We start from the raw sequence: 26,730 nt of genomic DNA, 5'->3' as shown, positions 1-26,730 counted from the left end.
AACTTAACTTAAAGCTTTAAATACCACACATGCATTGTGTCCGCCAAATCCAAAAGTATTGGACATAGCCACTTTAACTTCTCTTTTTTGAGCTTTGTTGGCCGTCAAATTAAGTTTTGAGTCAATTTGTGGATCCAGCTCAAAGAGATTAATGGTTGGGGGAACAATGCTGTTTTTTAATGCCAAAATCGATGCAATGGCCTCAACGGCACCGGCAGCTCCCAGAAGGTGGCCGGTCATCGATTTGGTTGAACTAATGTTTAGATTATACGCGTGATCTCCAAATACCTTTTGAATGGCAAGTGGTTCAGCGATGTCTCCCAGTGGGGTGGAAGTGCCATGAACATTGATGTAATCAACATCATTGGGGTTGAGATTCCCATCTTTCAATGCATTTTCCATCACTTTTTGGGCGCCCAATCCATCGGGATGAGGAGCTGTCATGTGGTATGCATCGGCAGTCATACCGGCTCCTACCAATTCACAATAGATGGTTGCACCACGTTTCACGGCATGTTCATACTCTTCTAAAACCAGGGCTCCGGCTCCTTCACCCATGACAAAACCGTCACGGTCTTTATCAAATGGACGAGAGGCTGTTGCCGGATCGTCGTTGCGAGTCGATATTGCCTGCATGGCATTAAAACCGCCTACCCCAGCTTCATTGATTGCTGCTTCTGAACCTCCAGTGATAAACATTTCAGCTTTTCCAAGCCGAATGAGGTCAAAAGCACTTGCAATCGCATGCGTTGATGATGCGCATGCTGAAACGGTCCCAAAATTAGGGCCTCTAAAACCATACTTCATGGAAATGTGCCCGGCAGCAATGTCGGAAATCATTTTCGGAATGAAGAATGGATTGAAGCGAGGTACTTCGTTGTTCTTAACAAAAGAACGGGTTTCGTCGAGGAAAGTAATGATGCCTCCAATGCCCGCACCCCAGATGACGCCTGCCATATCCTGGTCTATGGCCTGAGGGTCGATACCGGCATCCCGGACTGCCTGCTCAGCTGCCACCATTGCAAACTGAGCAAACAAGTCCATTTTTCTAGCCTCTTTGCGATCGAAGTAATCGGCAGCTTTGTAGTCTTTTACCTCACAAGCAAATTTAGTCTTAAAATGGGTGGCGTCAAATCGAGTAATGGGTGCAGCACCACTTACTCCTTTCACCAGGTTGTCCCAAAACTCTTCAGCGGTTTTACCTATCGGAGTGATGGCACCTAACCCTGTAACAACTACTCTTTTTAACTCCATAACTGCTTTTAAAGTATAACTCTACTTTTACTGATTACTTTGCATTCTTTTCAATGTAAGCAATGGCGTCACCCACTGTACCGATATTCTCTGCCTGATCATCCGGAATAGCGATATTGAATTCTTTTTCGAATTCCATGATCAGCTCTACAGTGTCAAGAGAGTCAGCACCCAGATCGTTGGTGAAACTGGCTTCGTTGGTTACTTCTGTTTCGTCAACGCCCAACTTGTCTACAATAATTGCTTTAACTCTTGATGCAATGTCTGACATAGCTTTAAATTTTAAGTTAATAATAGAAAATTTGGTTTTAAAACAACTGTGCAAAGAAAAAGATTTGCCTAAAATAAATCAAATATTCCACCAAGGAAATTAGTTTTCAGGCTTCTTTTTTCTAATTTTGACCGTGCAAAAGTAGTAAAAATTTGTAAGATAAAATTTTGAAAATGAATAATATTGTCCTTTTTGCTTCCGGGTCGGGAACTAATGCGGAAAATATTGCTCTTTTTTTTAAAGATCATCCCGATACGGAAGTTTCCTATATATTATCTAACCGACCGGATGCAGGGGTGCTTGAGCGAGCTAAAAAGTTGAATATTAAGACAAAAGTATTTAATAGGGATGATTTTTTTAGCACATGTCGTATCCATGATTTTTTAATTAGTGCATCGCCCGATCTTATTGTTTTAGCCGGTTTTCTTTGGTTGGTACCTTCCAATATTGTTGAAGCCTTTCCTCGACGGATTGTCAATATTCATCCTGCTCTTTTGCCTAATTATGGCGGAAAGGGAATGTATGGTCATCATGTGCATGAGGCGGTTCTTCGAAACGGTGAAAAAGAATCGGGTATCACCATTCATTATGTGAATGATCGGTATGATGATGGAGATATCATATTTCAAGCGCATTGTCCAATAGAAGCAGACGATTCGCCCGAATCACTGGCAAGCAGAATTCATCAACTGGAATACGAACATTATCCTCGCGTTATAGCAGAGGTCCTAGCCCAACAAAAACAGAATCGGGATTAAGTTGATGGGAAAAAGTTAAACTGTCGAGCCTCTCTTTCCAGGGAGCGATAAAGTTCATGTATTCCTGCATTTTTTCTTCATGAATGGGGGCTACCGGCGGAGCTTTAATCGTGAGGGGATCAATAGGTCTTCCATTTTTATATACTCTGAAGTCGAGATGTGGTCCGGTGGCCATGCCGGTGGAACCCACATACCCAATGAGTTGCCCCTGAGTTACATTCATCCCTTTTTTTAGTCCTTTGGCGAATCCGGAAAGGTGCATGTAAACAGTGGTATAAACACTGTTGTGACGAATTTTGATGTAATTTCCACCCCCTTTGGTATCCCATCCTTTATGAGTGACGCGTCCATCACCGAGGGCATATACCGGGGTTCCGGCTGCTGCGGCATAATCTACGCCATGATGAGGGCGTCGGATTTTTAAAATCGGGTGCAGGCGGCTATTGGTAAACCTGCTGCTAATGCGTGAAAACTTTAGTGGGGCCTTTAGAAATGCTTTTTTAAGGCTGGCCCCTTTTTCATCAAAAAAAGAGAAGGCGCTGTCCTGCTCGTAGCGGAAAGCATAATAGGGGGTTCCTCTATGATGAAAGCAAGCCGCATAAATGTGCCCAATCCTGACGGGAATGCTGTCGATGAATTGCTCATCGTAGATCACGGAAAAACGGTCTCCCTTTTCAAGTCCAAAAAAATCGACTGTCCAAGCAAAAATATCCGACAGATCCAATGCTAGGTATGGGTTGAGGTCATTTTCATTAATGGTATTCCACAAAGAGGTTTCGATTACCCCAACTGTGTTTTTGCGTTTTAGGGTTACCGTTTTTTTTTCGCGATAAACCGTGGTATCTCCTTTAAGAGACATGACCATGTATTCGATGGGGTCAATTTCATAAACAAACCAGGTTGGAACTTTTAAAGAGTCTTTCATTCGGCTAAAGACAGTGTAAGAGTTTCCTGTTTTCATCTTTCTGACATCAAAAACTTTTTTTGAAGCCTGTGCTAACCCGTGTATAACGGAGTAATCAACATTGTATGAAGAAAGAATGGTTGCCAGACTTTGGGCATATCGAATGGTCCCGGTTTCTATTTCAAAAGAGTCTTTTACAATGCCATATAAGGTTTCAGGAGGTGGAGAAGGAGCAATGTTAAGTTGGACGCTGTCGGCCAGTTGGGTTGTGTCGGGGGTCTTGATGCCGCTGAACTGTCGATGGCACCAGAAAAGGGAGAAGCCCACAATGAATAGAAGAATGAGTCCTGGTATATATTTTCTTTTCATAGGATCTGTTTGTTTATATATACCGGTTAGGTAAAGATCGATGAAATAAGTTGGATCCGCCTTTACAGGAAAACCAGCATAGGATTTGAATGTCCCGCTGTTTAGTCGAGAAATATGATTATTTAATAATTATAAAACCTCTGGAAAATATTCACCACTTTAAAGCGGTTAAATCTTCCAGCCCTTTGTAAAAGCCGGTACAGACTTTTGTTATGTTATTGGGAAAAGGGCAGAAGAAAGTGTTTGTTTCTTCTGCCATATGTTGTCCTATCTGATATTAAAAAAGCTTGTTTGAATTTTTCTGTTTTTATTTTTATGACTGAATGACATAAACTTATGAGACAACAATATTAATAATCTTCCCCGGAACCACAATAACTTTGCGGATAGTTTTTCCATCGGTCCATTTTGTTGCTGCCTCGTGTTCCAGTGCCGCTTTTTCCAGTTCCTTTTTATCGGCTCCGGCAGGCATTTCAAGTTTGAAGCGTACCTTACCGTTGAAAGAGACCGGATAAACTACTGAGTCATCTTTTAAATATTTTTCTTCAGCTTTAGGCCATGGCGCATCAACGATGGATCCTTTTTGTCCCGATAAATGCCAGAGTTCTTCTGCAATGTGAGGGGCAAAAGGCGACAACAGAATCAATAACGGTTCCAAAATGCCTCGTTTATGACATTTTAGATCGGTGAGCTGATTGACGCAAATCATAAAGGCGCTGACACATGTGTTGAACGAAAACCGTTCAATGTCTTCAGTCACTTTAGCAATGGTTCGATGCAATACTTTAAGCTCCTCTTTGGTCGGATTGTCTTCTGATAATAATAGTTTTCCGTCTCGGTCGGCAAAAAGGCGCCATACTTTGCGAAGGAATTTATGCACTCCGTCGATGCCATTGGTATCCCATGGTTTGGATTGTTCCAGCGGCCCCAGGAACATCTCATACAAACGAAGCGTGTCTGCCCCATATTGTTCAATAATATGATCTGGATTGACCACGTTAAACATGGATTTGGACATTTTTTCCACTGCCCATCCGCAAACATATTTATCTCCTTCTTCAAGGATGAACTCTGCATCCTGGTACTCTGGGGTCCATTTTTTGAAGGCGTCAATGTCGAGAATGTCATTGTGCACCAAGCTAATGTCCACGTGAATGGGAGTGACGTCGTAATCTTTTTTCAGATTGTAGGATACAAAAGTGTTGGTTCCTTTAATTCTGTAAACAAAGTTTGATCGTCCTTGTATCATGCCCTGATTGACGAGCTTTCGAAACGGTTCGGATTTGCAGACAACGCCCAGATCGTACAGGAATTTATTCCAAAAGCGAGAATAAATCAAGTGACCGGTAGCATGTTCCGTTCCACCGATATACAGATCGACATCCTGCCAGTACTGGTTGGCTTCTGGACTTACCAATGCCTTATCATTGTGCGGATCCATATATCTGAGATAGTAGGCCGAAGAGCCGGCAAATCCGGGCATGGTGTTCAGCTCCAGAGGATATCCATCCTTCGTCTTCCAGTTTTTGGCACGGCCTAACGGGGGTTCTCCTTGTTCGGTAGGCAGATATTTATCTACCTCCGGCAATTCCAACGGCAGTTCTGATTCATCAAGAGTATAAGGAAGCCCGTCTTTGTAATAGACCGGGAATGGTTCGCCCCAATAACGTTGACGGCTAAAAATAGCATCTCGTAAGCGATAATTAACTTTTACGTCCCCAATCTTTCTGCTCCGAATGTATTCTTTGGTTTTTTCAATGGCTTCCGGAACTTTTAAACCATTCAGGAATCCGGAATTTATGAGATAACCCTCTTTTGAATCTTTTGAGTCTTCCCATTTTTCAACATCACCGGGTTCTTCACCTTCAGGAACCACCACCTGTATAATGGGCAAATCAAATGACCGGGCAAATGCAAAGTCTCTGCTGTCGTGTGCCGGTACGGCCATAATAGCGCCGGTCCCATAACCTGCCAATACATAGTCACTGATCCAGATGGGTACTTCTTTGTTGTTGAGGGGATTGATGGCATAAGCCCCGGTGAATACACCCGTCATTTTTTTCACCTCAGCCATTCTTTCGCGTTCGGTGCGTTTTTTGGTTTCGGCAATATAGCGGTCCACCTCTTTTTTCTGATCGGGGGTTACAACCTGTTCCACCAATTCGCTTTCTGGGGCCAATACCATGAAGGTAACTCCGAATACTGTATCTGCCCGAGTGGTGAAAATTTTCATTTCCACATCAGAGTCTTTAACAGGAAAAATTATTTCAGCACCTACGGAACGTCCGATCCAGTTTCTTTGAATTTCTTTTAAAGAGTCGGACCAATCGATTGTATCCAATCCCTTGAGTAAGCGTTCTGCATAAGCTGAAACTCTGAGCGACCATTGACGCATAACTTTTTGTTCAACAGGATAACCTCCACGCAGAGAAACCCCGTCTTTGACTTCGTCGTTGGCCAGAACAGTTCCCAATTGGGGGCACCAGTTAACCATCGTATCGGCCAGATAGGCGATGCGGTAGTTTAGCAGAACTTCCTGTTGCTCTTTTTCGCTCATGTTTTTCCACTCTTCGGCAGTAAACGATAGCTTATTAGAACATGCAGCATCAACTTCCTTCGTTCCTGAAGTTTCAAATTTTTTTACCAGATCAGTGATGGGTAATGCTTTATCGACTATGTTGTCATAATAGTGATGAAACATTTGGATAAAAGCCCATTGTGTCCAATGATAGTACTTGGGGTCGCAGGTTTTAACCTCTCTGTTCCAGTCGTAAGAAAAGCCAATTTTATCGAGCTGTTCGCGGTACCTCTTTACGTTGTTTTCGGTCGTGATGGCGGGATGCTGCCCCGTTTGTATGGCATACTGCTCCGCCGGTAATCCATAGGCATCATATCCCATGGGATGAAGTACGTTATATCCCGACGATCGTTTGTATCGGGTGAAGATATCTGAGGCAATATATCCCAGTGGGTGTCCGACATGAAGGCCTGCACCTGAAGGATAGGGAAACATATCAAGGACATAATATTTTGGTCGGGAAGGGTCAATATCAACCGTATAAATTTTTTGGTCTTTCCAATGTTTTTGCCACTTTTTTTCGATCTCTTTGAAATTGTATTCCATAGCGCAGTTAAGAATATTGTGTTTGATTTTGTCCTTCTTATCTATGATGGGTTAAAAATGCGAAAATACAAAAAACTTTAAGACATCGATGACGGGGATTTGTTGAACATCAGAAAATGAGATTAAAAAAGAAGCGGTTATTCTCTTTCTGCACACCTGGAAGTCCACATTTCCATCTTAGCTTGTTGATCACAGGCGGGAGCTAATATGTTTTCAATGACATATTGTTTCGCTTGTTTTTCGGTTAGTGGGTGCATCCAGTCAACTCTATTTGAGAGATCTGCTCCCGGCCCGGTATTCCCATACTCCGAAAAAACAGCTGTTTGATGTCGATTTGTGCCATTCCAGTTGGCCCATCCCTCTGGGCTAATGTGGTCGCCCATAGAACAGTTCAAGAATGCAACATTCGCATAATCTCGCCAAGGTCTTCCCAAATAGACATTTTTGACCGTTTCACTAGCGGTAATGCGGCAGTTAATAAATACCATTCCAAAATCTTTCCACATGGGCGTACTGGCAGCGGTGATGTAGGAATCACTCAAGGCGTGGATTTGACATCCTTCGAACAAAATGGTTGCTTCCCCAAAGATAAAATCTGTAGTTCCTTCGAAATAGCATTGACTAAAGTATTGGCGGCTATATTCACCTGCGCCATAGAAAGTGTCCTGGTGTCCTAATATTCTGCAATTCCTAAAGACTACTCTGTCCCCTGTCACATGAAGAGCCACAGCCTGACCGACCGAACCGGCGGTGTTTTCAATCGTTATATTTTCTGCATAGAAATCATTGGCCTCCACTTTCATGGTATAGGTATAAAAGGTGCTGTTTCGGCCTTTTCCAATCTTATTAAAATGATCGTCCCAGGTTATTATGGTCTCTTGTGGGTCTTCCCCGACAATTGATAGGTGGGTGTTAAAGGCAGGGATTCTTACCTTTTCGTGATAAATGCCCTTCTTTAAATAAATGGTGATACGATTGTCCGGGAATGCTTTAGTGTTATATATGGCTTCCTGTATGGACGTGAAATCACCGGTCCCGTCTTTTGCTACCGTTATTCGGGTTTTATAGGAAGCGCTAGATACAGCGAAATTGATAAGTGTTAAAATTAATGTAGAGTATAAGTACTTCATAAAGAGTGAGTTTGTTTTTCGTTTTGGATATTGGTGTTTGCGATTTAGTTCATTCCATAGGAGTGTGAAATTTTTTACGTTATTATATGTTTTTGGGTTTTATTTTATGCAGAACAAATTAAATTTTGAGTTTGTTTCGCCATGAGTTGTTCATGGATTTCCGGTTCAAGATAATTGTAGCTCTTGTACTTCAGTTTTTTACGGATTTGTGAGGGGGCGAATTAAATTAAATGCAATGGAAGGGGTTCTGAAGTTCGTTAAATTTTAAATTTTTTGCGACGTATTTTTGCGTCATGAAAATATTTGACGTATTTTTGCGTCAAAATAATTATCTATGGTACTAGCCAAAACAACATTATTTGATACTGAATTGCAGGAAGCTGCTTCATTTTTTAAGGCGTTGGGGCATCCGGCTCGTCTGCAAATATTGCGTTATCTCTCGGAAACGAAGATGTGTATTACGGGTGATATTTCCGAAGAGTTGCCATTGAGTCGAACCACCGTTAATCAGCATTTGGCCGAATTGAAAAAAGCCGGTCTTATTCAAGGACATGTTAGTGGAAAAAATACCAATTATTGTCTGGATCCTGAAAAAATAAAGACCTTAAAGATGGTTAGCGACGCTTTTTTGTCCACGTTAGAGCCTGATGACTTTAAGTGTGGTGGGTAGGTTTTTGAATTACAAATTGTTTTATCCAGTTAGTTATAATTTTTTTATGAAAATACTCATTTTGTGTACCGGAAACAGTTGCAGAAGTCAGATGGCCCACGGCTTTCTGCAATCATTTGATAAGAATTTGGAGGTGGCATCTGCGGGCACCGAAGCTTCGGGTCGGCTTAACCCCCATGCTGTGAGAGCCATGAAAGAAGTAGGAATCGACATTAGCCATCACACTTCCGACGCAGTCGAAGACTATCTGAATGATGAATGGGATTATGTGATCACTGTTTGTGGCGGTGCCAACGAAAATTGTCCAACGTTTTTGGGTAGAGTAAAGCATCGGCTTCATATGGGCTTCGAAGATCCCTCTTATGCAACTGGTACAGAGGAATTCATCTGGAGCGAGTTCATTCGCGTTCGAAACGAGATAAGAGAGACGTTCTATAAATTCTATCTTGAAGAAATAAAACCGCAGCTATGAATCCGCAAGATCTTAAATTAATTGTTCAGGAAAAATACGGACAAATTGCTGAAGGAACCAAGTCTTGCTGTGGCAATGACAGCTGCTGTTCATCGGTTGACTATACCGTCTTTAGTGAAGATTATTCCAGTCAGAAGGGATATAATCAACAAGCCGATCTAGGTTTGGGATGTGGATTGCCCACAGAATTTGCGAAGATCAAAGAAGGCGACCATGTCCTTGATTTGGGAAGTGGAGCAGGAAACGATTGCTTTGTGGCGCGGAGCCAAACCGGCGAGACAGGAAAAGTTATCGGGTTGGATTTTACGGAGGCTATGATCAAAAAAGCCAACGAGAATTTGAAGAAAACAGGGCTTAATAATATTGAATTTATTCATGGTGATATTGAGGATATTCCTCTTCCTGATGACGCCGTGGATGTGGTAATCAGTAACTGCGTGCTGAATTTAGTACCTAATAAAGAAAAAGCATTTTCTGAAATATTCAGGGTGCTAAAGCCCGGAGGTCACTTTTCCATCTCTGACGTAGTGATTGCAGGTGAACTTCCAGTCGGATTAAAAAAGGATGCTGAAATGTATGCCGGGTGTGTTTCCGGAGCCATCGAAAAGGAACGTTATCTTTCCATTATTGCAAAGCAAGGATTCTCGGAAATCCAAATTCAAAAAGAGAAAGAGATTGTGTTATCTGACGATTTGTTACTAAGGCATATGGATCGTGAGAGGCTGAATCTTTATAAAAAGTCGGGGAGCGGGATTTACAGCATTACTTTATATGCCGAAAAAGAATAGTAAAGTCCAGACTCTTTCGAATTTTATCAGATTTTAATAAACAATTAAAAAAGTAAGGGTTGGTGTTGTTGTTTGAGCCCGGCCCGACAATTTTGCTGGTTCTGATTTCTTTTATTGTCGGTGTTGTGTTGTTGCGACCACACCCCAACACCTTTTTCACTGAATATTTTATTTCATAGATTCTAAAAAATGAGCACGAAAAAAATAGGATTTTTTGAAAAGTATCTGACTATTTGGGTCGCCCTAGGTATTCTGGGCGGAATTGGTATCGGCCATTTGGCAGGTGGGTCCATTGAGGTGATCAGTAGTTTGGAAATAGCCAAAGTGAATATTCCAGTGGCTATTCTAATTTGGCTGATGATTTATCCCATGATGTTACAAGTAGATTTTTCAAGCATTAAAAAGATCGGTCAGCGGCCTAAGGGTGTTGTTCTGACACTGGTGGTTAACTGGCTGATTAAACCCTTTTCCATGGCCTTCTTTGCCTGGTTGTTTTTTTCAAAGCTTTATCAGGCGTGGATTGATCCTGGAATGGCGGGTGAGTATATTGCCGGAGCGATCTTGCTGGGGGCAGCTCCTTGCACGGCAATGGTTTTCGTATGGTCCTACCTTACCGATGGTGATCCCAACTATACACTGGTTCAGGTGTCGGTCAACGATTTGATTATTTTGGTGGCGTTTGTACCTATCGTGGGATTCTTGCTGGGAATTACCGATGTTACCATTCCATATGATACCCTTGTTGCAAGTATTGTTACATTTGTTGTGATTCCTCTGGTTGCAGGAGTTCTGACCCAAAAGCTATTATTGAAGAGCCACGGAGATGAATGGTTCAAAAAGGTATTCCTTCCCAGATTGAAACCGGTAAGTATTGTGGCGCTCCTAGCCACTTTGGTACTGCTTTTTGCTTTTCAGGGACAAAGTATTATCAATCATCCTTTCGTTATACTACTTGTGGCTGTACCTCTGGTTCTTCAAACCTATTTTATCTTTTTTCTTACCTGGTTCGCGGGTCGAAGATTAAAACTGCCACATCCGGTCTGTTCCCCGGCAGCCATGATTGGTGCGAGCAACTTTTTCGAGTTGGCAGTGGCTGTTGCCATCTCGTTGTTCGGTCTGCATTCTCCTGCGGCTCTGGTAACCGTAGTAGGAGTGTTGGTGGAAGTACCTGTGATGTTGTCTTTGGTGGCTTTGGCCAATCGATGGAAATATTAAAATATTTCTTGGGCGAGACTCTTAAAGTTTTTTAGATCATTGGATTTCTAATTTCTCTAAGTAGATTCTTTTCGCCTTAGGAAGTTAAAATCTAATGGTCTAATTGTTAAAAGGATTACCGAATGGATTCGATTTTTCCCTTTGTGGTGAAAAATTATTTCCTTTGTATCAGGCAATGAAGTCTGCCTTAAACCGCTTTACGAGCTGATGACTTCTACGTATATGAAATAAACAGGAATAATATATGGTGAAAGCAATATTCATTGCCGGCTTTGGAGGATTTATCGGAACGGTCTTAAGGTTTTTGATCTCTCGCTATGTTCAGATGGCCTTTGCTTCAACATTTCCTTGGGGAACCTTTATTGTAAATATTGTAGGCAGTTTTTTGATAGGATTGTTTTTTGGAATATCTGAAAAAGGAGATTTTATGTCTGCCGAATGGAGACTGTTCTTGACGGTAGGCTTATGCGGGGGATTTACCACTTTTTCCTCTTTTGCTAATGATGCTTTGCTACTCTTGCAGGACAGAGAAGTTTTTCGCTTCGTTCTTTACTCTGGATTAAGTTTTTTTCTTGGTCTTGTAGCTGTTTTTTTGGGCCGAACCCTCATCAAAATCATTTGAAATGGATAAGCATAGTCGCGCTACTTTGTTACGGATTTTCATTAGCTCTTCTGACAAGGATGGTCATCAGCCGTTGTATGAATCGCTCGTATTTAAAGCACGGGACGCCGGCCTTGCGGGTGCTACCGTACTAAGGGGATCATTGGGATATGGCGCCAGTTCAGTTATTCACTCCTATAAATTTTGGGAGGTGACAGAAAAAGTCCCTGTTGTTGTGGAAGTGGTTGATCAGAAGGATAAAATTGATGCTTTTTTCCATAGTATTAAGCCTCTGCTTGAAGAAATGCGATACGGCTGTTTGGTCATGTGCGAAGATGTGGACGTTTTGTTTCATAAGTCAGGGAACAGAAAGTAGTTTGCGTTTACCTAAAATATGCTACCCGTTATATAAATCGGAGAATAGATTTAAATAACGGGTAATTTAATAATGTATTTTCTTGCAAATTGAGTAGTTGATTACATTTTAATGATGAATTTATCTTTGTCTTTGGGGTCTCTGGGACCTTTGGGGTCTTTGATTTAGCCGTTTTTCCATTAATTCAGTGTATTTTTCTTTTTGTTCATCATTTAAAATTTGCATGACTTTTTCTTGAAGTTCTTTTCTTGATTCTTCCATTTCTTCTCTCATTTTCTGGCGATCATTTTCTCCATTTTGTCTGTTTGTTTTCATTTCTTCCAATTGGCTCAGATGCAATTCTTTGATTTTTTCTTTCTGTACATCGGTTAATGAAAGTTCTTTGGCCAAGTTATCTACCATTTCTATGATTTGTGTGGAATCCGGAGCAGCCGGAGGTCCTTGACGTCGGTTCTGTGCAGATGTTTCATTGATTGAAATCATTAAAAGTGCAACGACGATAATGGTGGTCAATTTTGATATTTGTTTCATGGTTTAACATTTTTAGTTATTAATAATTGTTATTTAGATCAAATATAGGGCGGTGAGCTTTAGAAGAGAAATAAATTCTATATATGCCTCGATAATGCTGATGTATAGGGGGTTTTTATCTATGAAGGATGGGGAAATGGTACGATTTAAAGGGGGATTGATCTTTTATTGTGATCCAATAATCTTTATTTTATCCCCTTTTTTACATCTAAAATATCCATTGGTATTCAGGAATTCCATTTAACTATTCAATTACAAATTATAATGAACCTAAATCCGAAGGATACTGTTATGAAGACCCAGAGGAAGAATCTGAGGATTAATTTTACTGGTTGAACTTTTTTTGTTGTGCTATTGACTGGTAAGTCGACTGAGTCGTTTGCCCTTAGTCGCGTGGGCTATTTTGAAGAAAGTTCCGGTTAAAAAAATGGAGATGTTTTCTACTAAAATATTTTGTTTAGGAAATCTGTCATATGTTTCGCTGTTGGTTCAAACCAAGGATGAAACAACCAAAAAGGATGTATCTTGGCGGAAAAAGAATGGATTTCGTAGTAAATATTCCATTGAGTAAACAATCCCTTTAATTCATCTTGACCAGCATGAAATCGCGGTATCCCACTGTTGATAAACAACATTGGTGGAGAGGATGGATTGGCGTAAAAAATGGGAGAGGCTTCTTTCCATGTTTGGGGCTTCTCGGTGTACGATCCTCCAATCCATCGAATATCTGCCGAATTGGGCGTACGTTTTTTATTCAAAGATAAGGGTGCCAGAAAATTGATAACGCCGTCAATCACTAGAATGCCTTGAACAGAACTGCTGAACTGTTGATTTCCGAGACTTCCTTCAAATTTCTTTATTCCATCGGATAAGCCAACCAAAGCGGCCAGTTGACCGCCGGCTGAAGTGCCGGAGATGGCAATCTTGTCGGCATTAATATGGTATTTTGAAGCATTGGCGCGTACCCACCGGATGGCTGCCTTGATATTATGAACTGCGGCGGGATATACGGCTTCTGGGGATAATTGATATTCAACTGTAATCGTTACATAGCCGTTGGTTGCAATTTTTTGGGCTAAAGGGACCTCCATGCTTTTATTGCCAGAGCTCCATCCTCCGCCATGAACCATGATCAGGGCCGGGAGCTTTTTATTCCCTTGAGGTCTAAATAGATCTAGGTGAAGGTGGCGAGGGCCATAAGAAGTGTTTTCGATAGTGGCATATATCAAATTACGGTATTCAACTACGCCATTAGGTAATTGTTCTTTAACGGGGACAGCAACTGGATAGGCATCTTTTATTTTATTCCAAGCCGACCATACCGTAAATGTTGTATCCCTAGGAATGCTGCTTTGTTGTGCTACGCAATAAAATGTGACTGCCAATAAAATGGTTGATGTAATGAAATGTTTCATCATTCTAATTTTTTATACAGTAGTTCTGCTTAAATCATTTACCAAGACCGGGAAAACTAGTTGAATTTTTGGGGTTGAGTTAATAGCCCCCAGTCAGAGCAAGTAGATGAACTTAAAGAAACATCCAATTGTTCAATTTTTTTTGAGCTTTATTCTTTGCGGTTTTTCTCTAGAAAATTCATTATTTAAATCCAGCTTTATTACATTTTTGTTGCTTAATCGATAGGATAAGAAGAATTTGTGATCAGTAATGTCGATAAATGTTGTGTAAAGAGTGCCTCCCATTCGCCCCTGCTCTGTACTTCTTGGTGGCTGGACGGCCTGTCCAAATGTATTTCCAATTTTTAAAAGATTTATTTCTTCGGTGCTTTTCTCCATCTCAGTGATTCGGTGTTCAATACTATTGTAGCGGTAGCAAGGGAAGTTGCCGGCTTCAGGCTTCGATAATAGGAAATTGGTCATGATTAACTTATTGTCTTTTTTCCAGTGAAGTTTTTTTTCTCCATCGACCCACTCTACTATTACAGCGTTTCCCGTTTTGTCCCCGAACATCATGTGGCTTTTGTTCAAAGCTATTTTTTCTTTTTCCAGGAGTTCTAAAGCTTCTTCTACTGTTGAGCAATATGCTAAAATTTTATTGCCTAAGTTGTTGGATGGATTTCTGTATCCTTTTATTTTCTTTTGTTCCGGTGTAACAGCGGCATCAAAAAAAAGGCCCTTTTCATTGATGCCGCCTTGCGCAAAGTTATCCCAACCGTACCACAGACGGGCAAATTTCTTTTTTGTTGAGGGCTCAATCTGAATGTAAGCCTCCACATCCAACCAGAAGTCTTCACTATTAACCACATATATTTTTCCTGTGGTGGAATCTATATAGTAAAGCACTGAACAAGCATGTGTTTGTATGGGAATCAGGATGATGGTTCCTAATAATACTAAAAGAAATAATTGTTTTTTCATTCCTAAAGGGTATTATTTTTACACAATTGAGGTTTAGTGAATTGCCAAAAATGATGCCAGGCATGCTTGATTAATATCAAAAACCTTTAATTTATTCTGGTGGTCGGAAATTTATTTTTTGTGTTCAAAAATTGCGATACGAATTGTAAGATTGATAGAATATTGGAGAGAAATGGTTCCTTTGATGGTGATTTACAAAGGGGAATTTAAAAGTTTGCGTTGGTTTGATGAATGCATAAAAAGTTCTATATTTGCGCCACCAATGGGTCCCGTAGTTTAACTGGATAGAACGTAGGATTCCGGTTCCTATGGTGGGGGTTCGAGTCCTCCCGGGATCACATTGTTTTGATTTTTTCCTACTTATGACATGATACCTGCCAGTTATTTGGTGCTTTCTAGGTATGAATATTTTTAGGTGTATCGTAAAGCTTCATGAAATAGTTGGTCATCTCCCCTTAATTTTTTTTGGAGTATTTTGTCAAACGTGTATATATTTTTTTTTGGCGGCATTTGCGTTGCTTGAAAATTTGGCTAAACTTCTAGCTAAAGACTGAAGCTTCTTTTAGTATTTATATCTTAAAATTCTAACGGTTTAAAGCTCAGGTGAAAATCTAAATGTTGTTATTTTCTGATGAGATTTTTTGAATTAAGCCATGTAGTTAACTAAGCCCTTTAAATGAAAGATCGCACTCTTTACCCATAATTTTTTTATACTCAATGGCAAAAGCTTGATATCTTAATTTTGCTTCTTGAAATCTCTTTAGCTTCTGCAGCGCCTTTATTTGTAATTTCAAAGCTGTATCATTCAAAGGATCTATGTTGAAAACAGCTTCAGCAAAAGCAAGTGCGGTTTGGTATGATTCTTCCATAAAGCTTTTTTCCATTTGTAGTAATAGAATTGGTTCCAATTTTTGTTCTACTTCTTCTTTAAATGAGTCAAATAATTGATGATCAGTTAGTTTTAAGAATTTACCGCGTCCTAATATTTTAATTAATTCTTCTCTATGTTGTTCCACCTTCCCGGGGTGTATGATGTTCATGCAATGAATGAAGTCACAATAAAAGTTGTCTGATTGAATTAATTTGAAGCACCCTTGGTCATAAATTAATTCAATTCCATCCAACTCTTTTAGTACTTTACGTAGATGATTAATGGTCACTCCTCTTGAATTTTTAACTTTTGAAGCTGGTTTCCCTGGCCATAATTTTTCACTCAATTGTTGGGAAGGAAGTCCTCCATCTATGCTGTGCTGTAATAAAATGCAGAAAACTTGTTTTAATCTGGTGCTGAACATGTAGGTAATATCCCGATTGTTTCTATCAATCACAGTGAAGTCCCCAAAAAGATACACGGAGTTGGGGTTTGGGTCTATTTTGGCTATATTGAATTGTTTTTTTTGATCTAGGATTATTTCTGGTTTTTGTTTGTTTTTGGCCTTTTGATTTTTCCAATAAAAAAGAAAACCTATGCCGATGATTGTTAAAAGCGGCAATAATATTAGAGTAAAAAGATTTTTATCATGTCTCTTCGAGAGGCTGTGGAGTTCAGCTTCTGCAACTGGAGGGAAAACCAGTGAGTATATTTTTAAGGTAGAAGATATATCGTCACGAGATTCCTCAATTACTGCATATAAGTGATTGCTGCTATAATATAAATTTGCGTTGGTCGAAATCTTGTCAGAATAAATGGGGATTGAATCTCCAAGTATTTCATAACTTCCGTCCGAAAGAGAGAATCGGTATAATTTAAGGAACGAGCTGGTAAAATGCTCGGGGTAGCATAGGGTATAAAAACAGGAGTCGTCCAGTATTACCATTCCTCTTACCGGAACCACATTGTCTTTATGCCAGTCTATTTCCCATAACTTTGTAATTTTTTTTGAATTTAAATCTACTTTATATAAATCGTAGAAGTATTCTCTTCCTACAATTTGCTCTCCAGATTCATTTCCCATTCCTCCAAAAATGTATAGAGAATTCGTTTTTTTTAAATATCCCATTGATGAGAAGTAACGAGGAAATATGTTTTCTCCTTCATTTTTTTTGAGTTTTTGCCATTCCTTTTCATTCAAAGGATAAGAATAAAAACTGTTACTATAATGCATGTTTCCGAAACCACCGAATATGGTATATTGTTTCAGTTTTTGATCGAAATAGGCAGCATGGTGATGAAGTTGAACAGGCAATAGATCAAAACTTTCCGTTTTCCATAAATACGTACTCAAATCAAGACTCGCAACAGTCGGTCCTTTATATAAAGAATCATAATATAATTCATAAGAATAGAGTTTGTTATTCTTGGTATCTAAAAAGTTTGAGCCTAATGAGAGTTTTACCGGGCATTTTTGTGAGAAAATTTTGGTTTTTAGTTCCCCTGATTTGGCATTATATACTACAATTGAATCACTATTGTAAAAGTAAATCTCTTCCTTTAGGGGATTGAAATTCGAACCAGCTACAGTTTCAGAATGGAAAGAGGTTTTGTGCTTCCAATGATAGGCATCGTTTATTAACCATTCAGGATTAGAAACAATACCCGTTATTTTTCCATCTATATCATGAACCTTGGATCCTTCGCTTTCTTGCAGGGGGAAAAAGTACTTCTTTTTATTACCTATGGAAAGATCCTTTATTGCAAAGGACGGAACATCAATAATATGATCACTTTTCCCAAAAACAATTATAGGGTAATACTTGTCCGGAAGGATTGTGTTTCTTTTGTTAAATGTTTTATTGTGAATTGATAAGGATATGGAGTCGTTTTTGAGATCGAAAAAGATTTTCATTTTAAACCAATGAGCCTTAAGTAGCTCTTCTTTATTTAATTGGGCCGTTATCAGGTTGCTTTTTCCTTCCTGGTTAAATGTGAAGATAATATCTTCTCCATTGCCGTCATAAAACAGATTATAGATTGTGTTGGTTTCCCTGTTTTTTATTCGGATAATATATCCCATAAGCATATCCGAATAAAGTGAAAGATTAAATTCTACATCAAAGTAATCTTTAAATTCAACTGTTTTTTCGGTAAATACATTATAGGAAGTCCGTTTATTTATGGGTTGATCATTTCCTTTAAACTTCAGTCCTCCCGTAAAAGAGCCTTGAAATGTCAGGAAATTTAAAATTATAAAAATGTAACAATTTAGTTTGGTAAAAGTCAGCATAGCGAACATTTCAAAGGAAATTCTGAAAGTTACATAATATTTGATTCAAACAATATTTTGATGAAAAATGATCATGACAATAATGTTGTCATAAAATGTTCCGATTTCTGTTGGAAAAACGAATGAATTCAATCCTTCAAGCAAAATCCTTTTGGTTTATGATTTTGTGTTCTTTACAATGGTTGTTTAATGGTTAGTATTCAGATTTTTATTGAGGCCCCAAAAAGAAAATCGCTTTTTTATATTATTCAGGAATAAAATATTTGAGTTGCCTCTGTCATCTCTCCTGTTTTGTATGGTTTACCTTTTTCAATGGAAATGCAAAGTTAAATTAATGATTATAATTTTAAAATTCTTTTACGCTTGCAAAAAGAATTTTGAAAGCCTTAAGATAACAGAGAGGTTAATTTAATCTGAAATTAACAAAAGCGCATGGTTAATAACTTTTTTTCACTTTTAACCCGAAATTAACCCCCTTTTTAACCACTTTGATTCAATCTTTGAGGCCTCAACATTATGTTTTTCGATAGACAACAAGTTAATTCTTTGACTGATGAAAAAGCTATTTGTTATTGTATTATGTCTTTTTTTAATAAATGTATTATTTCTAAAGGCTGGAAATGAGAGGGAATGTGGGGATAGTAATTATCCGCAAAAAGAAAATCTTTCAGTGCAAAATCTTCTTCGAGCCATGGCCATTACTGATAGTGCTGTTTCTGCTCATTTTATAGGAAATGACATGGCTATGGCCCGGTTTTATAATCCTTATACAGAAGTTCGTTCCAAAGAATTGGGCAGTATTTGGATGTACACGAGTGCCATTGAAGCGGTGAATGCTATCCTTCATGGTCTCATCGCTCACCGTGATTATGGCAACGCTAAGCTTTTCCATGAACATTTTAATCGTTATTCAGAGCTATTATACAGACTGTATGACAATGCGGATTACTACTTGGGAACGTTTAAACTTACCTCTTATACCCAGAGTCGGGAATGGTCGGTATATGGGGTGAATCGTGGCGTATTCAAAGGAACTGCCAAAGTGGAGAAGATCCAAAATGTATATGATGACCAAATGTGGCTTATCCGTGAATTGATTTTAGCCTACAAAATTACAGGAAAGGTCGAGTATCTGGAAAAGGCTGAATATTTAACCGATTATGTCCTTGACGGTTGGGATTGTACACGCGATCAAAGTGGAGAAGAAAGGGGAGGTATCACCTGGGGGCCCGGATATGTAACCAAACATGCTTGCAGCAATGGTCCGATGATAAGTCCCCTGGTTTGGTTATACGAAATATACAAAGACAAAAATGATGAAGTAACCTACCTGTATATCGATCCGGTCGACAAACAAACAAGGAAATCAGTGCAGGTTAAGAAGTGTGACTATTATTTGGGGTTTGCAAAAAAAATATATGACTGGCAAAAAAAACATTTGTTGCGTCCAGATGGGGTCTACGACGATATGATGGGAGGGTGTACTCCTGGGAGCCCCCAAACTGAAATAGTTAATGGAGTTGTTTATCGCCAGGGTATTAGTTGTAAAGATCGGGTCGGACCAGCCATTACATATAATAGTGGAACTATGCTTTCAGGTGCCGCTGATTTATACAAGGCAACCGGTGAAAAAAACTTCCTTGAAGATGCCCGAAAATTATCGGATGCTAGCTTTCATTATTTTGCAAAACAGGAAGTTACGTTGACTGGATATTACACTTATGATCTTAGCGGTTTCAGGAACTGGTTTAATGGGGTGTTATTGCGGGGGTACCTTGATGTATATCCTTTTTATGAAAGCGTCTCTGAATATATCCAGAGTTTTCAACAAAATCTTGACTACGGATATGATCATTTCCTTTATAAAGGCTTTCTTCCGGCTAACCTATTAGAGGGATGGCGTTCGGATCCAAACAAAAACCAAATAGAGGGAATGTTCAGCTTTGCTTTTGCGGCTGAATACGCTGGTTTGGCAAGTTATGGACTGGGAAAAGGAAATTAGCTAAGGTGTATTATAACTAGATAGATTTTAATTTTTAATGATTTAAAGTTTTATGCTATGAAAAGAATCGCAATTAGTTTACTTCGTTTCTCCGGAATGGTAGTATGCTTTTTGGTAATTTGTTTTGCCACAGCATGCAGTGAGGAGAATAATGATGATGGAGTAACGGCTCATGACCCATCGCAACCTATCACAATTACGGATTTTATTCCCAAATCTGGTGGAGCTGGTCAGAGATTAGTGATTTTTGGGAGTAATTTTGGGTGCGACACCTCTATTGTTCAGGTGCTTATAGGTGGGAAGGAAGCCAAAGTGATTGGGTTAAATGGAGAGAGTCTCTATTGCCTTGTGCCTGAAAAGTCCTATGAAGGGGGGATAGAAATACGCATCGGGGATGGGGATAATAAGGTTATTTCTGAGGCTAGTGAAAAATTTGAATATCAAAGGAAAACCGTTGTTAGTACACTGTGCGGGGAAGAAGATGAAAATGGGGACTATAAAACAATCGATGGTCCGTTTTCGGATTGTGGAGGATTTAAAAATCCTTCATGGCTGTCGTTCGACCCTCAGAATCCTCAACTCCTTTATATCGCGCAGGATGGGGGCAACGTTCGTTTACTTAACTTCCAGGACAGTACGGTTACTACGCCGATTACTAGAGGTATGGGGAACTGGGATCGGATACGAACGATCGATTGGACCATTGATGGAGAATATATGATTATTTCAAACGATCAGGGTGGAGAAAATGACATTAGTACTTCCATCTTGTCCAGAACCAATAATTTTTCTGATCCACAAGCGATGACGCGCTACCGTCAATGTAATGGTGCTTCCATCCATCCAATAAATGGGGAATTATATTTCAATAGCTACGAAAAAGGACAATTCTTTCGTTATGACATGGAACGGTATTTTAATGGAGAATTAGGGGTTAAGGATTATGAAGAGTTGTTTAAAATTCAGGATAATTCATGGGAATTTAATATCCGAATTCATCCCACAGGTAATTATGCTTATATCATTGTTATAAACAGACATTATATATTGCGTACCGACTATAACTGGGAGACAAAAAGATTTACACAGCCATACCTTGTATGTGGAGAACCTAGAGTTTCCGGATGGGTGGATGGCGTTGGAACAAAAGCTCGTTTAAATACTCCTTATCAAGGTGTATTTGTGAAAAATCCAGAATACGAGGGACTCAGCGACGAATACGATTTTTACTTCACAGAACAACATAATCATGATATTCGCATTTTGACTCCGGAAGGAAAGGTAACTACGTTTGCGGGTAGAGGCAGCACCAGCGTTAATTCCAACCCTTGGGGATACATCGATGGCGATTTGCGGTTGGAAGCCCGTTTTGATCAACCGAAAGGGTTGGCCTATGACGAAGTAAACCATGTGTTTTATGTTGGAGATGTAGAGAATCATAGGATTCGAAAGATTGCGCTGGAAGAAGAAAATTAATCCAAGAACTAAATAGTTAAAAATAAAATGAAGAAGTTTTTAATTGCAGTTGTCCTGTTGCTGGGGCTTTCGTTAAATGCTTTCACGCAGGAAGCAGTTGAAGTGACAGGTGTTGTAACTGACAGCCAAAATGAACCACTTGTTGGCGTTAACATTTCTATTAGTGACAAACCAGGGTTAGGTACCATTACAGATATTAATGGCCATTTTAGTATAAAGATGGAGCCATTTCATAAATTGACTTTCTCTTATATTGGATTTGATAAACAGGAAATCTTGGTGAAAGAACAACGTCAATTAACCGTTGTTTTGAAAGAATCTGAAGCCAGTATATTGGATGAAGTTGTGATTACTGGTACCGGTGTTCAGAAGAAAGCCACTGTAACTGGTGCCATAACTACGGTTAAGATGAAGGAGTTGAAAACGAATCCGTCGCCGAGCATTTCTAATGCTTTGGCAGGAAATGTGGCCGGAATAATGGCGATGCAAACTTCCGGTCAACCCGGGAGAAATGTGTCTGAATTCTGGATTCGCGGGATATCCACTTTTGGTGCGGGCTCGGAAGCTTATGTCCTTGTGGATGGTTTTGAGCGAGATCTGAACGATCTGAATATTGAAGATATCGAGTCTTTCTCGGTTCTTAAAGATGCTTCTGCAACTGCTATATACGGAGCTAAAGGTGCTAACGGTGTTATCCTTATTACAACAAAGCATGGGAAAGCCGGGAAAATTAATATTGATGCAAAAGTGGAGACGACATACAATACCCGTACTATCACCCCCGAGTTTGTCGATGGGTATTCCTATGCTGAACTTTTAAATGAGGCTCGAATAACGCGGAATCATGAACCAATGTTTCAGCCAGAAGAAATGGAAATTCTACGATTGGGCCTAGATCCTGATCTTTATCCGAATGTGGACTGGTGGGACAAAGTTCTTAAAAACGGTGCTATGAGTTATCGTGCTAATCTGAATATGAGCGGAGGTGGGTCTACGGCACGTTATTACGTTTCGGCAAGTTACTTGGAAGAGCAAGGAATGTACAAAACCGACGATGCAGTTCAGGATGAATACGATACCAACGTAAATTACAGACGCTGGAATTACCGTCTCAATACCGATATTAATATCACCAAGAGTACAATTTTGAAAGTAGGAGTATCCGGTTCATTGGATAAAGAGAGTAGTCCCGGATTGGGGGATAATCTTTGGGGTGAACTTTTTGGATATACTCCTATTCTTACTCCAATTGAGTACTCCAATGGTTATGTGCCGGCCTATGGAATAGGAAATAAAACTAACCCATGGGTGGCTGCCACGCAAACCGGCTTTAATGAAATATGGAATAATAAAATACAAACTAACGTATCTCTGGAACAGGATTTTGGTTTTTTAATCCCTGGATTGCGATTCGTCGGTCATTTTGGATATGACACCAACAATAGCAATAATATCAATCGAAGAAAATGGCCTGAACAGTGGAAAGCAGAACGAGCTCGTAACAGTGATGGCGAATTGATATTTACCAGAATATCAGATCCCAGTGAAATGTTTCAGGAGAGCGGATCAGATGGAGACCGCAGAGAATTCCTAGACTTAAGATTCAATTATGATCATAGCATCTCTAATCATCATTTTGGTAGTACGCTCAAATATACTCAGGATGCTTACATCCAAACACAAAATTTAGGGAGTGACCTAAAAAATGGTGTTTCCAGAAGAAATCTTGGACTGGCCGGACAGGTTACATACAACTGGAACTATCGTTATTTTGCTGATTTCAATTTTGGGTACACCGGTTCTGAAAATTTTGCACCTGGGCATCAATTCGGATTTTTCCCCGCCTTCTCGGTAGCCTGGAATCTTGCTGAGGAAACTTTTGTTGGTAATAATTTCCCTTGGATTAACATGTTTAAAATTCGCTTTTCTCATGGGAAAGTAGGTAACGACTATCTTGGGGATGATCAAAGATTCCCATACTTATACACCATTGCTGGCGATGCTGCGGGATACCAATGGGCTGAATACGGAAATGATAGGTATTACAGTGGATTACGTTATACACAAGTGGCTTCACCTTATGTTACCTGGGAGGTTGCAACTAAAGATGATCTGGGATTAGATGTATCACTCTTCAAAAATAAATTCTCGGCTAACCTGGATTATTTTTACGAAAAACGTGAAGGTATTTATATGCAACGTCAATATTTGCCGGAAATAGTGGGATTGGAAAGTAACCCAAGTGCAAATGTAGGTGCTGTAAGCTCAAAAGGTTTTGATGGTCGTTTTGATTACAATCAGAAAGTTGGGGATGTAGATCTTACCATTCGAGGTACAATTACCTATAGCAAAAATGAGATTCTGGAAAAGGATGAGGAGAATAGTGTATATCCCTATCAAATGGAAGAAGGTTATAGAGTAAATCAAAGCAAAGGCTTGATTGCTGTGGGATTATTCAAGGATTACGATGATATCCGCAATAGCCCCAAACAAGAGTTTGGAGAATACCAACCTGGTGATATAAAATATAAAGATGTGAATGGGGATGGTGTGGTCAATGATGGCGATATTGTTGCCATTGGTGCGACAACTACACCCAACTTGGTATATGGGATGGGTATTTCATCCAGATGGAAAGGGATTGATGTCAATGTGCATTTTCAAGGGGCTGGAAAATCTACTTTCCCAATTTATGGAAAATGTGTGTATGCTTTTAGTGAGGGAGAATGGGGCAATATTTTAGAGGATCTCGTTGCAGATCGGTGGATATCTGCAGATTTATCCGGCGATCCTTCAACAGAAAATCCGAATGCATCTTATCCCCGCTTGAGTTATGGAGGAAATTCAAATAATTTTCGAAACTCAACATTTTGGCTTCGGAATGGATCATATATTCGACTCAAAACAGTAGATGTAGGATATACCCTCCCTAATAAAATTGTCAACCGTTTTCATATCAGCAATGTTCGAATATTTATGGTTGGAACTAATCTGATAACATGGTCTGATTTTAAATTGTGGGATCCGGAACTGGGTGATCCCAGAGGAGAAAAATATCCCCCTTCCAAATCAATTACTTTTGGGTTAAGTGTTAATTTGTAAAAAATAGAAATGATGAGAAAAATATATGTTTTAATAGTAATTTTTCTGGGAATAGGTATTCTTTTTTCTTGCTCGGATTACCTGGAATCTGATCAGTATTTCAAAGATCGTATGACAGAGGAAAAAGTGTTTGAAAGCAAGCAATACTCTGAAGAATGGTTGGCACATACCTTTTCTTTTTTGACGAATGAATGTGCCGACGTATGCAGTAAGGGTTATACCCCACATTGTTTTGCCGATGATATGTATTATGGTGATCGGGATGGAAATTATGATAGTCAAAATGAATCTGACCTTTCGTACAATGAATTCCATATGGGGGATTATTCAGAAAATGATAAGCAGGCTACTTGGGAACAATGCTACAAAGGGATTCGAAATGCGACCACTTTCATTATGAATATCGATTTAAACCAAGAAATGACAAAGGAGGAAATTGCAGATTACAAAGCTCAGGCACGGTTTGTTAGAGCCTATTACTATTGGTTATTATTACGTAAGTATGGTCCTATCCCCCTATTGCCAGATGATGGAATTGACTATACAAATAGTTACGACGATATAGCGATACCACGTAGTACATATGAAGAATGTGCTGAGTATATAAGTAATGAGATGGTGCTAGCAGCCAAAGATTTGCAGGTTACACGACGCGATGAACAATCTGTTGCAAGGCCAACTCGAGGTGCCGCTCTAGCAACTCGTGCAAAGGTGCTGCTCTATGCCGCCAGCCCATTGGCTAACGGAAATACCGATCAGTTTGCTCAAGATCTGGTAGACGATGAGGGGAATCCTCTTCTTTCTTCTAATTATGATGAAGAAAAATGGGCCAGAGCAGCTGCTGCTGCCAGAGATGTGATGGAATTGGGGATTTACGAATTATATGTGGCCAGCTTTCGTAATTCAGGTAATTCGTCTTACCCGGCTACCATTGTGCCACCCTATAATGCAGAATTCTCTGAAAAGACATGGCCAGATGGTTGGGCCAATATCGATCCTTTCGAATCTTATCGGGCTGTATTCAACGGAACTTTGAACGCATCAGAAAATCCGGAGCTTATTTTCACTCGAGGGAATAATGGTGGAGAATCTTTAGCCACAATGGTTGCTCACCAATTGCCTCGGATTGCATCTGGATGGAATACGCACGGTTTAACCCAAAAGCAATGTGATGCTTATTATATGAACGATGGAACGGATTGCCCCGGAAAAGATAAAGAAATCGGTCGCGGTGATGGAAGTGATCGTCTGACGGGATTCGTTACACAGGAGGATCTAGATGAAGGTCGTTATAAGCCCTTGGCTGTGGGCGCATCTTTGCAATATGCAGACAGGGAGCCTAGGTTTTACGCATCAGTGGCTTTTAACGGTAGTGTCTGGCATATGGAAAATGAATCGCAGGACCAAAATAGGGAACAACAAGTATTTTATTATAGGGGGGACGGAAATGGATATACCAATACAATGTTTTGGCTGCGGACTGGTATTGGTGTAATGAAATTTGTTCATCCAAGAGATACTTATGAAAATGGAGATATTAATAAAATCGTTCCCAAAACAGAACCGGCTATTCGGTATGCCGACATTTTGCTCATGTATGCTGAAGCGCTCAATGAACTGGATGGAACTTATAATATCCCTTCATGGGACGGATCACAAACATATACCATAAGCAGGGATATTAATGAGATGAAAAGAGGAATTCGTCCTGTTCGAATTCGGGCTGGCGTCCCAGATTTTTCCACCGATGAATACGCTGATAGAGATAAATTGCGCGCCAAACTAAAACGTGAAAGACAAATCGAGTTGCTTGGGGAAGGACAAAGGTATTATGATCTTCGCAGGTGGAAAGATGCACCGGAAGAGGAAGCTTTGCCGGTTTATGGTTGCAATACACTAATGACCGCGGAGCAAAAAGATCTGTTTCATACGCCGGTGGTTGCATGGGCGTTACAATCTACATTCTCACGAAAAATGTGGTTCTGGCCTATCGCTCATGATGAATTGAAACGAAATAAACGTCTTACACAGAATCCTGGATGGACTTATAACGATTAAATGCTAATTTCATTGTATTCCTTGTTTAGTATGGAACAAAGGGAACCAATAAGTGCATTAAATTTTCCGCATGAAACGAGCATGGCCGGT

General features: G+C 39.7%; 20 protein-coding genes, 1 tRNA gene and 1 riboswitch. Of the genes, 12 read left to right on the top strand and 9 right to left on the bottom strand.

The features are described 5' to 3' along the window. Positions 1-3: 3 nt before the first annotated feature. Positions 4-1,254, bottom strand: coding sequence for a beta-ketoacyl-ACP synthase II (gene fabF / locus ACT29H_RS01590; protein ID WP_444819839.1), 1,251 nt, complete (start codon positions 1,252-1,254; stop codon positions 4-6). A 34-nt stretch (positions 1,255-1,288) separates the two neighbouring features. Then, positions 1,289-1,525 (bottom strand): acyl carrier protein, encoded by a 237-nt coding sequence (locus ACT29H_RS01585; protein ID WP_010528635.1) that lies wholly within the window; start codon positions 1,523-1,525, stop codon positions 1,289-1,291. 173 nt (positions 1,526-1,698) lie between these two features. Between ACT29H_RS01585 and purN the strand changes: the two genes are divergently transcribed. After that, positions 1,699-2,283, top strand: a complete 585-nt coding sequence (gene purN / locus ACT29H_RS01580; RefSeq protein WP_444819838.1) for a phosphoribosylglycinamide formyltransferase — start codon at positions 1,699-1,701, stop codon at positions 2,281-2,283. Here the strand turns inward: purN and ACT29H_RS01575 are convergent. From ACT29H_RS01575 to ACT29H_RS01565, 3 genes are all read right to left on the bottom strand, one after another. Continuing rightward, positions 2,240-3,556 carry a peptidoglycan DD-metalloendopeptidase family protein gene (locus ACT29H_RS01575; RefSeq protein ID WP_444819837.1) on the bottom strand — a complete coding sequence of 439 codons (1,317 nt, stop codon included), beginning with the start codon at positions 3,554-3,556 and terminating at the stop codon, positions 2,240-2,242. The two genes, purN and ACT29H_RS01575, sit on opposite strands and share 44 nt — an antisense overlap. Positions 3,557-3,890: 334 nt before the next feature. Continuing rightward, positions 3,891-6,680 (bottom strand): leucine--tRNA ligase, encoded by a 2,790-nt coding sequence (gene leuS, locus ACT29H_RS01570; RefSeq protein WP_444819836.1) that lies wholly within the window; start codon positions 6,678-6,680, stop codon positions 3,891-3,893. Between the two features lie 137 nt (positions 6,681-6,817). Then, on the bottom strand, positions 6,818-7,810 hold the full coding sequence (locus ACT29H_RS01565) for a pectinesterase family protein (protein ID WP_444819835.1): 993 nt from the start codon (positions 7,808-7,810) through the stop codon (positions 6,818-6,820). A gap of 334 nt (positions 7,811-8,144) precedes the next feature. Here ACT29H_RS01565 and ACT29H_RS01560 point away from each other — a divergent pair, with 334 nt between their 5' ends. The 6 genes from ACT29H_RS01560 to ACT29H_RS01535 all read left to right on the top strand — a co-directional run bounded on the left by ACT29H_RS01560 (position 8,145) and on the right by ACT29H_RS01535 (position 11,932). Further along, positions 8,145-8,480: an ArsR/SmtB family transcription factor gene (locus tag ACT29H_RS01560; RefSeq protein WP_444819834.1), complete on the top strand. Its 336-nt coding sequence runs from the start codon at positions 8,145-8,147 to the stop codon at positions 8,478-8,480. A 46-nt stretch (positions 8,481-8,526) separates the two neighbouring features. Next, positions 8,527-8,952, top strand: a complete 426-nt coding sequence (locus ACT29H_RS01555) for an arsenate reductase ArsC (RefSeq protein ID WP_444819833.1) — start codon at positions 8,527-8,529, stop codon at positions 8,950-8,952. Then, positions 8,949-9,740, top strand: a complete 792-nt coding sequence (locus tag ACT29H_RS01550; protein ID WP_444819832.1) for an arsenite methyltransferase — start codon at positions 8,949-8,951, stop codon at positions 9,738-9,740. The genes ACT29H_RS01555 and ACT29H_RS01550 overlap by 4 nt, the downstream gene beginning before the upstream one ends. A 189-nt stretch (positions 9,741-9,929) precedes the next feature. Then, entirely contained in the window at positions 9,930-10,955 is a 1,026-nt protein-coding gene (gene arsB, locus ACT29H_RS01545; protein WP_444819831.1) for an ACR3 family arsenite efflux transporter, read from the top strand. A 162-nt stretch (positions 10,956-11,117) separates the two neighbouring features. After that, positions 11,118-11,179, top strand: a riboswitch (Fluoride riboswitch). Between the two features lie 20 nt (positions 11,180-11,199). Continuing rightward, complete coding sequence (gene crcB, locus ACT29H_RS01540) at positions 11,200-11,577, top strand: fluoride efflux transporter CrcB (RefSeq protein ID WP_444819830.1); 378 nt, start codon at positions 11,200-11,202, stop codon at positions 11,575-11,577. A 1-nt stretch (position 11,578) separates the two neighbouring features. Then, positions 11,579-11,932: a DUF190 domain-containing protein gene (locus ACT29H_RS01535; protein WP_444819829.1), complete on the top strand. Its 354-nt coding sequence runs from the start codon at positions 11,579-11,581 to the stop codon at positions 11,930-11,932. Positions 11,933-12,052: 120 nt separating this feature from the next. Here the strand turns inward: ACT29H_RS01535 and ACT29H_RS01530 are convergent, their stop codons facing one another. The 3 genes from ACT29H_RS01530 to ACT29H_RS01520 form a co-directional block, all read right to left on the bottom strand. Beyond that, complete coding sequence (locus tag ACT29H_RS01530; protein ID WP_444819828.1) at positions 12,053-12,463, bottom strand: Spy/CpxP family protein refolding chaperone; 411 nt, start codon at positions 12,461-12,463, stop codon at positions 12,053-12,055. A gap of 443 nt (positions 12,464-12,906) precedes the next feature. After that, positions 12,907-13,881, bottom strand: a complete 975-nt coding sequence (locus ACT29H_RS01525; protein ID WP_444819827.1) for an alpha/beta hydrolase fold domain-containing protein — start codon at positions 13,879-13,881, stop codon at positions 12,907-12,909. 129 nt (positions 13,882-14,010) lie between these two features. After that, a complete protein-coding gene (locus ACT29H_RS01520; protein ID WP_444819826.1) occupies positions 14,011-14,838 on the bottom strand; it encodes a carcinine hydrolase/isopenicillin-N N-acyltransferase family protein in 828 nt (275 codons plus the stop codon). Between the two features lie 265 nt (positions 14,839-15,103). Here ACT29H_RS01520 and ACT29H_RS01515 point away from each other — a divergent pair. Further along, positions 15,104-15,176, top strand: a tRNA-Arg gene (locus ACT29H_RS01515). 321 nt (positions 15,177-15,497) lie between these two features. Here the strand turns inward: ACT29H_RS01515 and ACT29H_RS01510 are convergent. Continuing rightward, a complete protein-coding gene (locus ACT29H_RS01510; RefSeq protein WP_444819825.1) occupies positions 15,498-17,624 on the bottom strand; it encodes a Kelch repeat-containing protein in 2,127 nt (708 codons plus the stop codon). 931 nt (positions 17,625-18,555) lie between these two features. Between ACT29H_RS01510 and ACT29H_RS01505 the strand changes: the two genes are divergently transcribed. Genes ACT29H_RS01505 through ACT29H_RS01490 form a run of 4 tightly spaced genes read left to right on the top strand, consistent with a single transcriptional unit; the run spans position 18,556 to position 26,640 of the window. Further along, complete coding sequence (locus ACT29H_RS01505; RefSeq protein WP_444819824.1) at positions 18,556-20,004, top strand: glycoside hydrolase family 76 protein; 1,449 nt, start codon at positions 18,556-18,558, stop codon at positions 20,002-20,004. A gap of 57 nt (positions 20,005-20,061) precedes the next feature. Then, positions 20,062-21,480, top strand: a complete 1,419-nt coding sequence (locus tag ACT29H_RS01500; protein ID WP_444819823.1) for an IPT/TIG domain-containing protein — start codon at positions 20,062-20,064, stop codon at positions 21,478-21,480. A gap of 27 nt (positions 21,481-21,507) precedes the next feature. Continuing rightward, positions 21,508-24,582, top strand: a complete 3,075-nt coding sequence (locus tag ACT29H_RS01495; RefSeq protein ID WP_444819822.1) for a SusC/RagA family TonB-linked outer membrane protein — start codon at positions 21,508-21,510, stop codon at positions 24,580-24,582. Positions 24,583-24,594: 12 nt separating this feature from the next. Continuing rightward, positions 24,595-26,640, top strand: coding sequence for a RagB/SusD family nutrient uptake outer membrane protein (locus ACT29H_RS01490; RefSeq protein ID WP_444819821.1), 2,046 nt, complete (start codon positions 24,595-24,597; stop codon positions 26,638-26,640). Positions 26,641-26,730: the final 90 nt, after the last annotated feature.

Origin of the sequence: Thermophagus sp. OGC60D27 (assembly GCF_052400625.1) — a bacterium.
Lineage (GTDB): Bacteria > Bacteroidota > Bacteroidia > Bacteroidales > Marinilabiliaceae > Thermophagus.
This window is presented reverse-complemented; position numbering and strand designations above follow the sequence as displayed.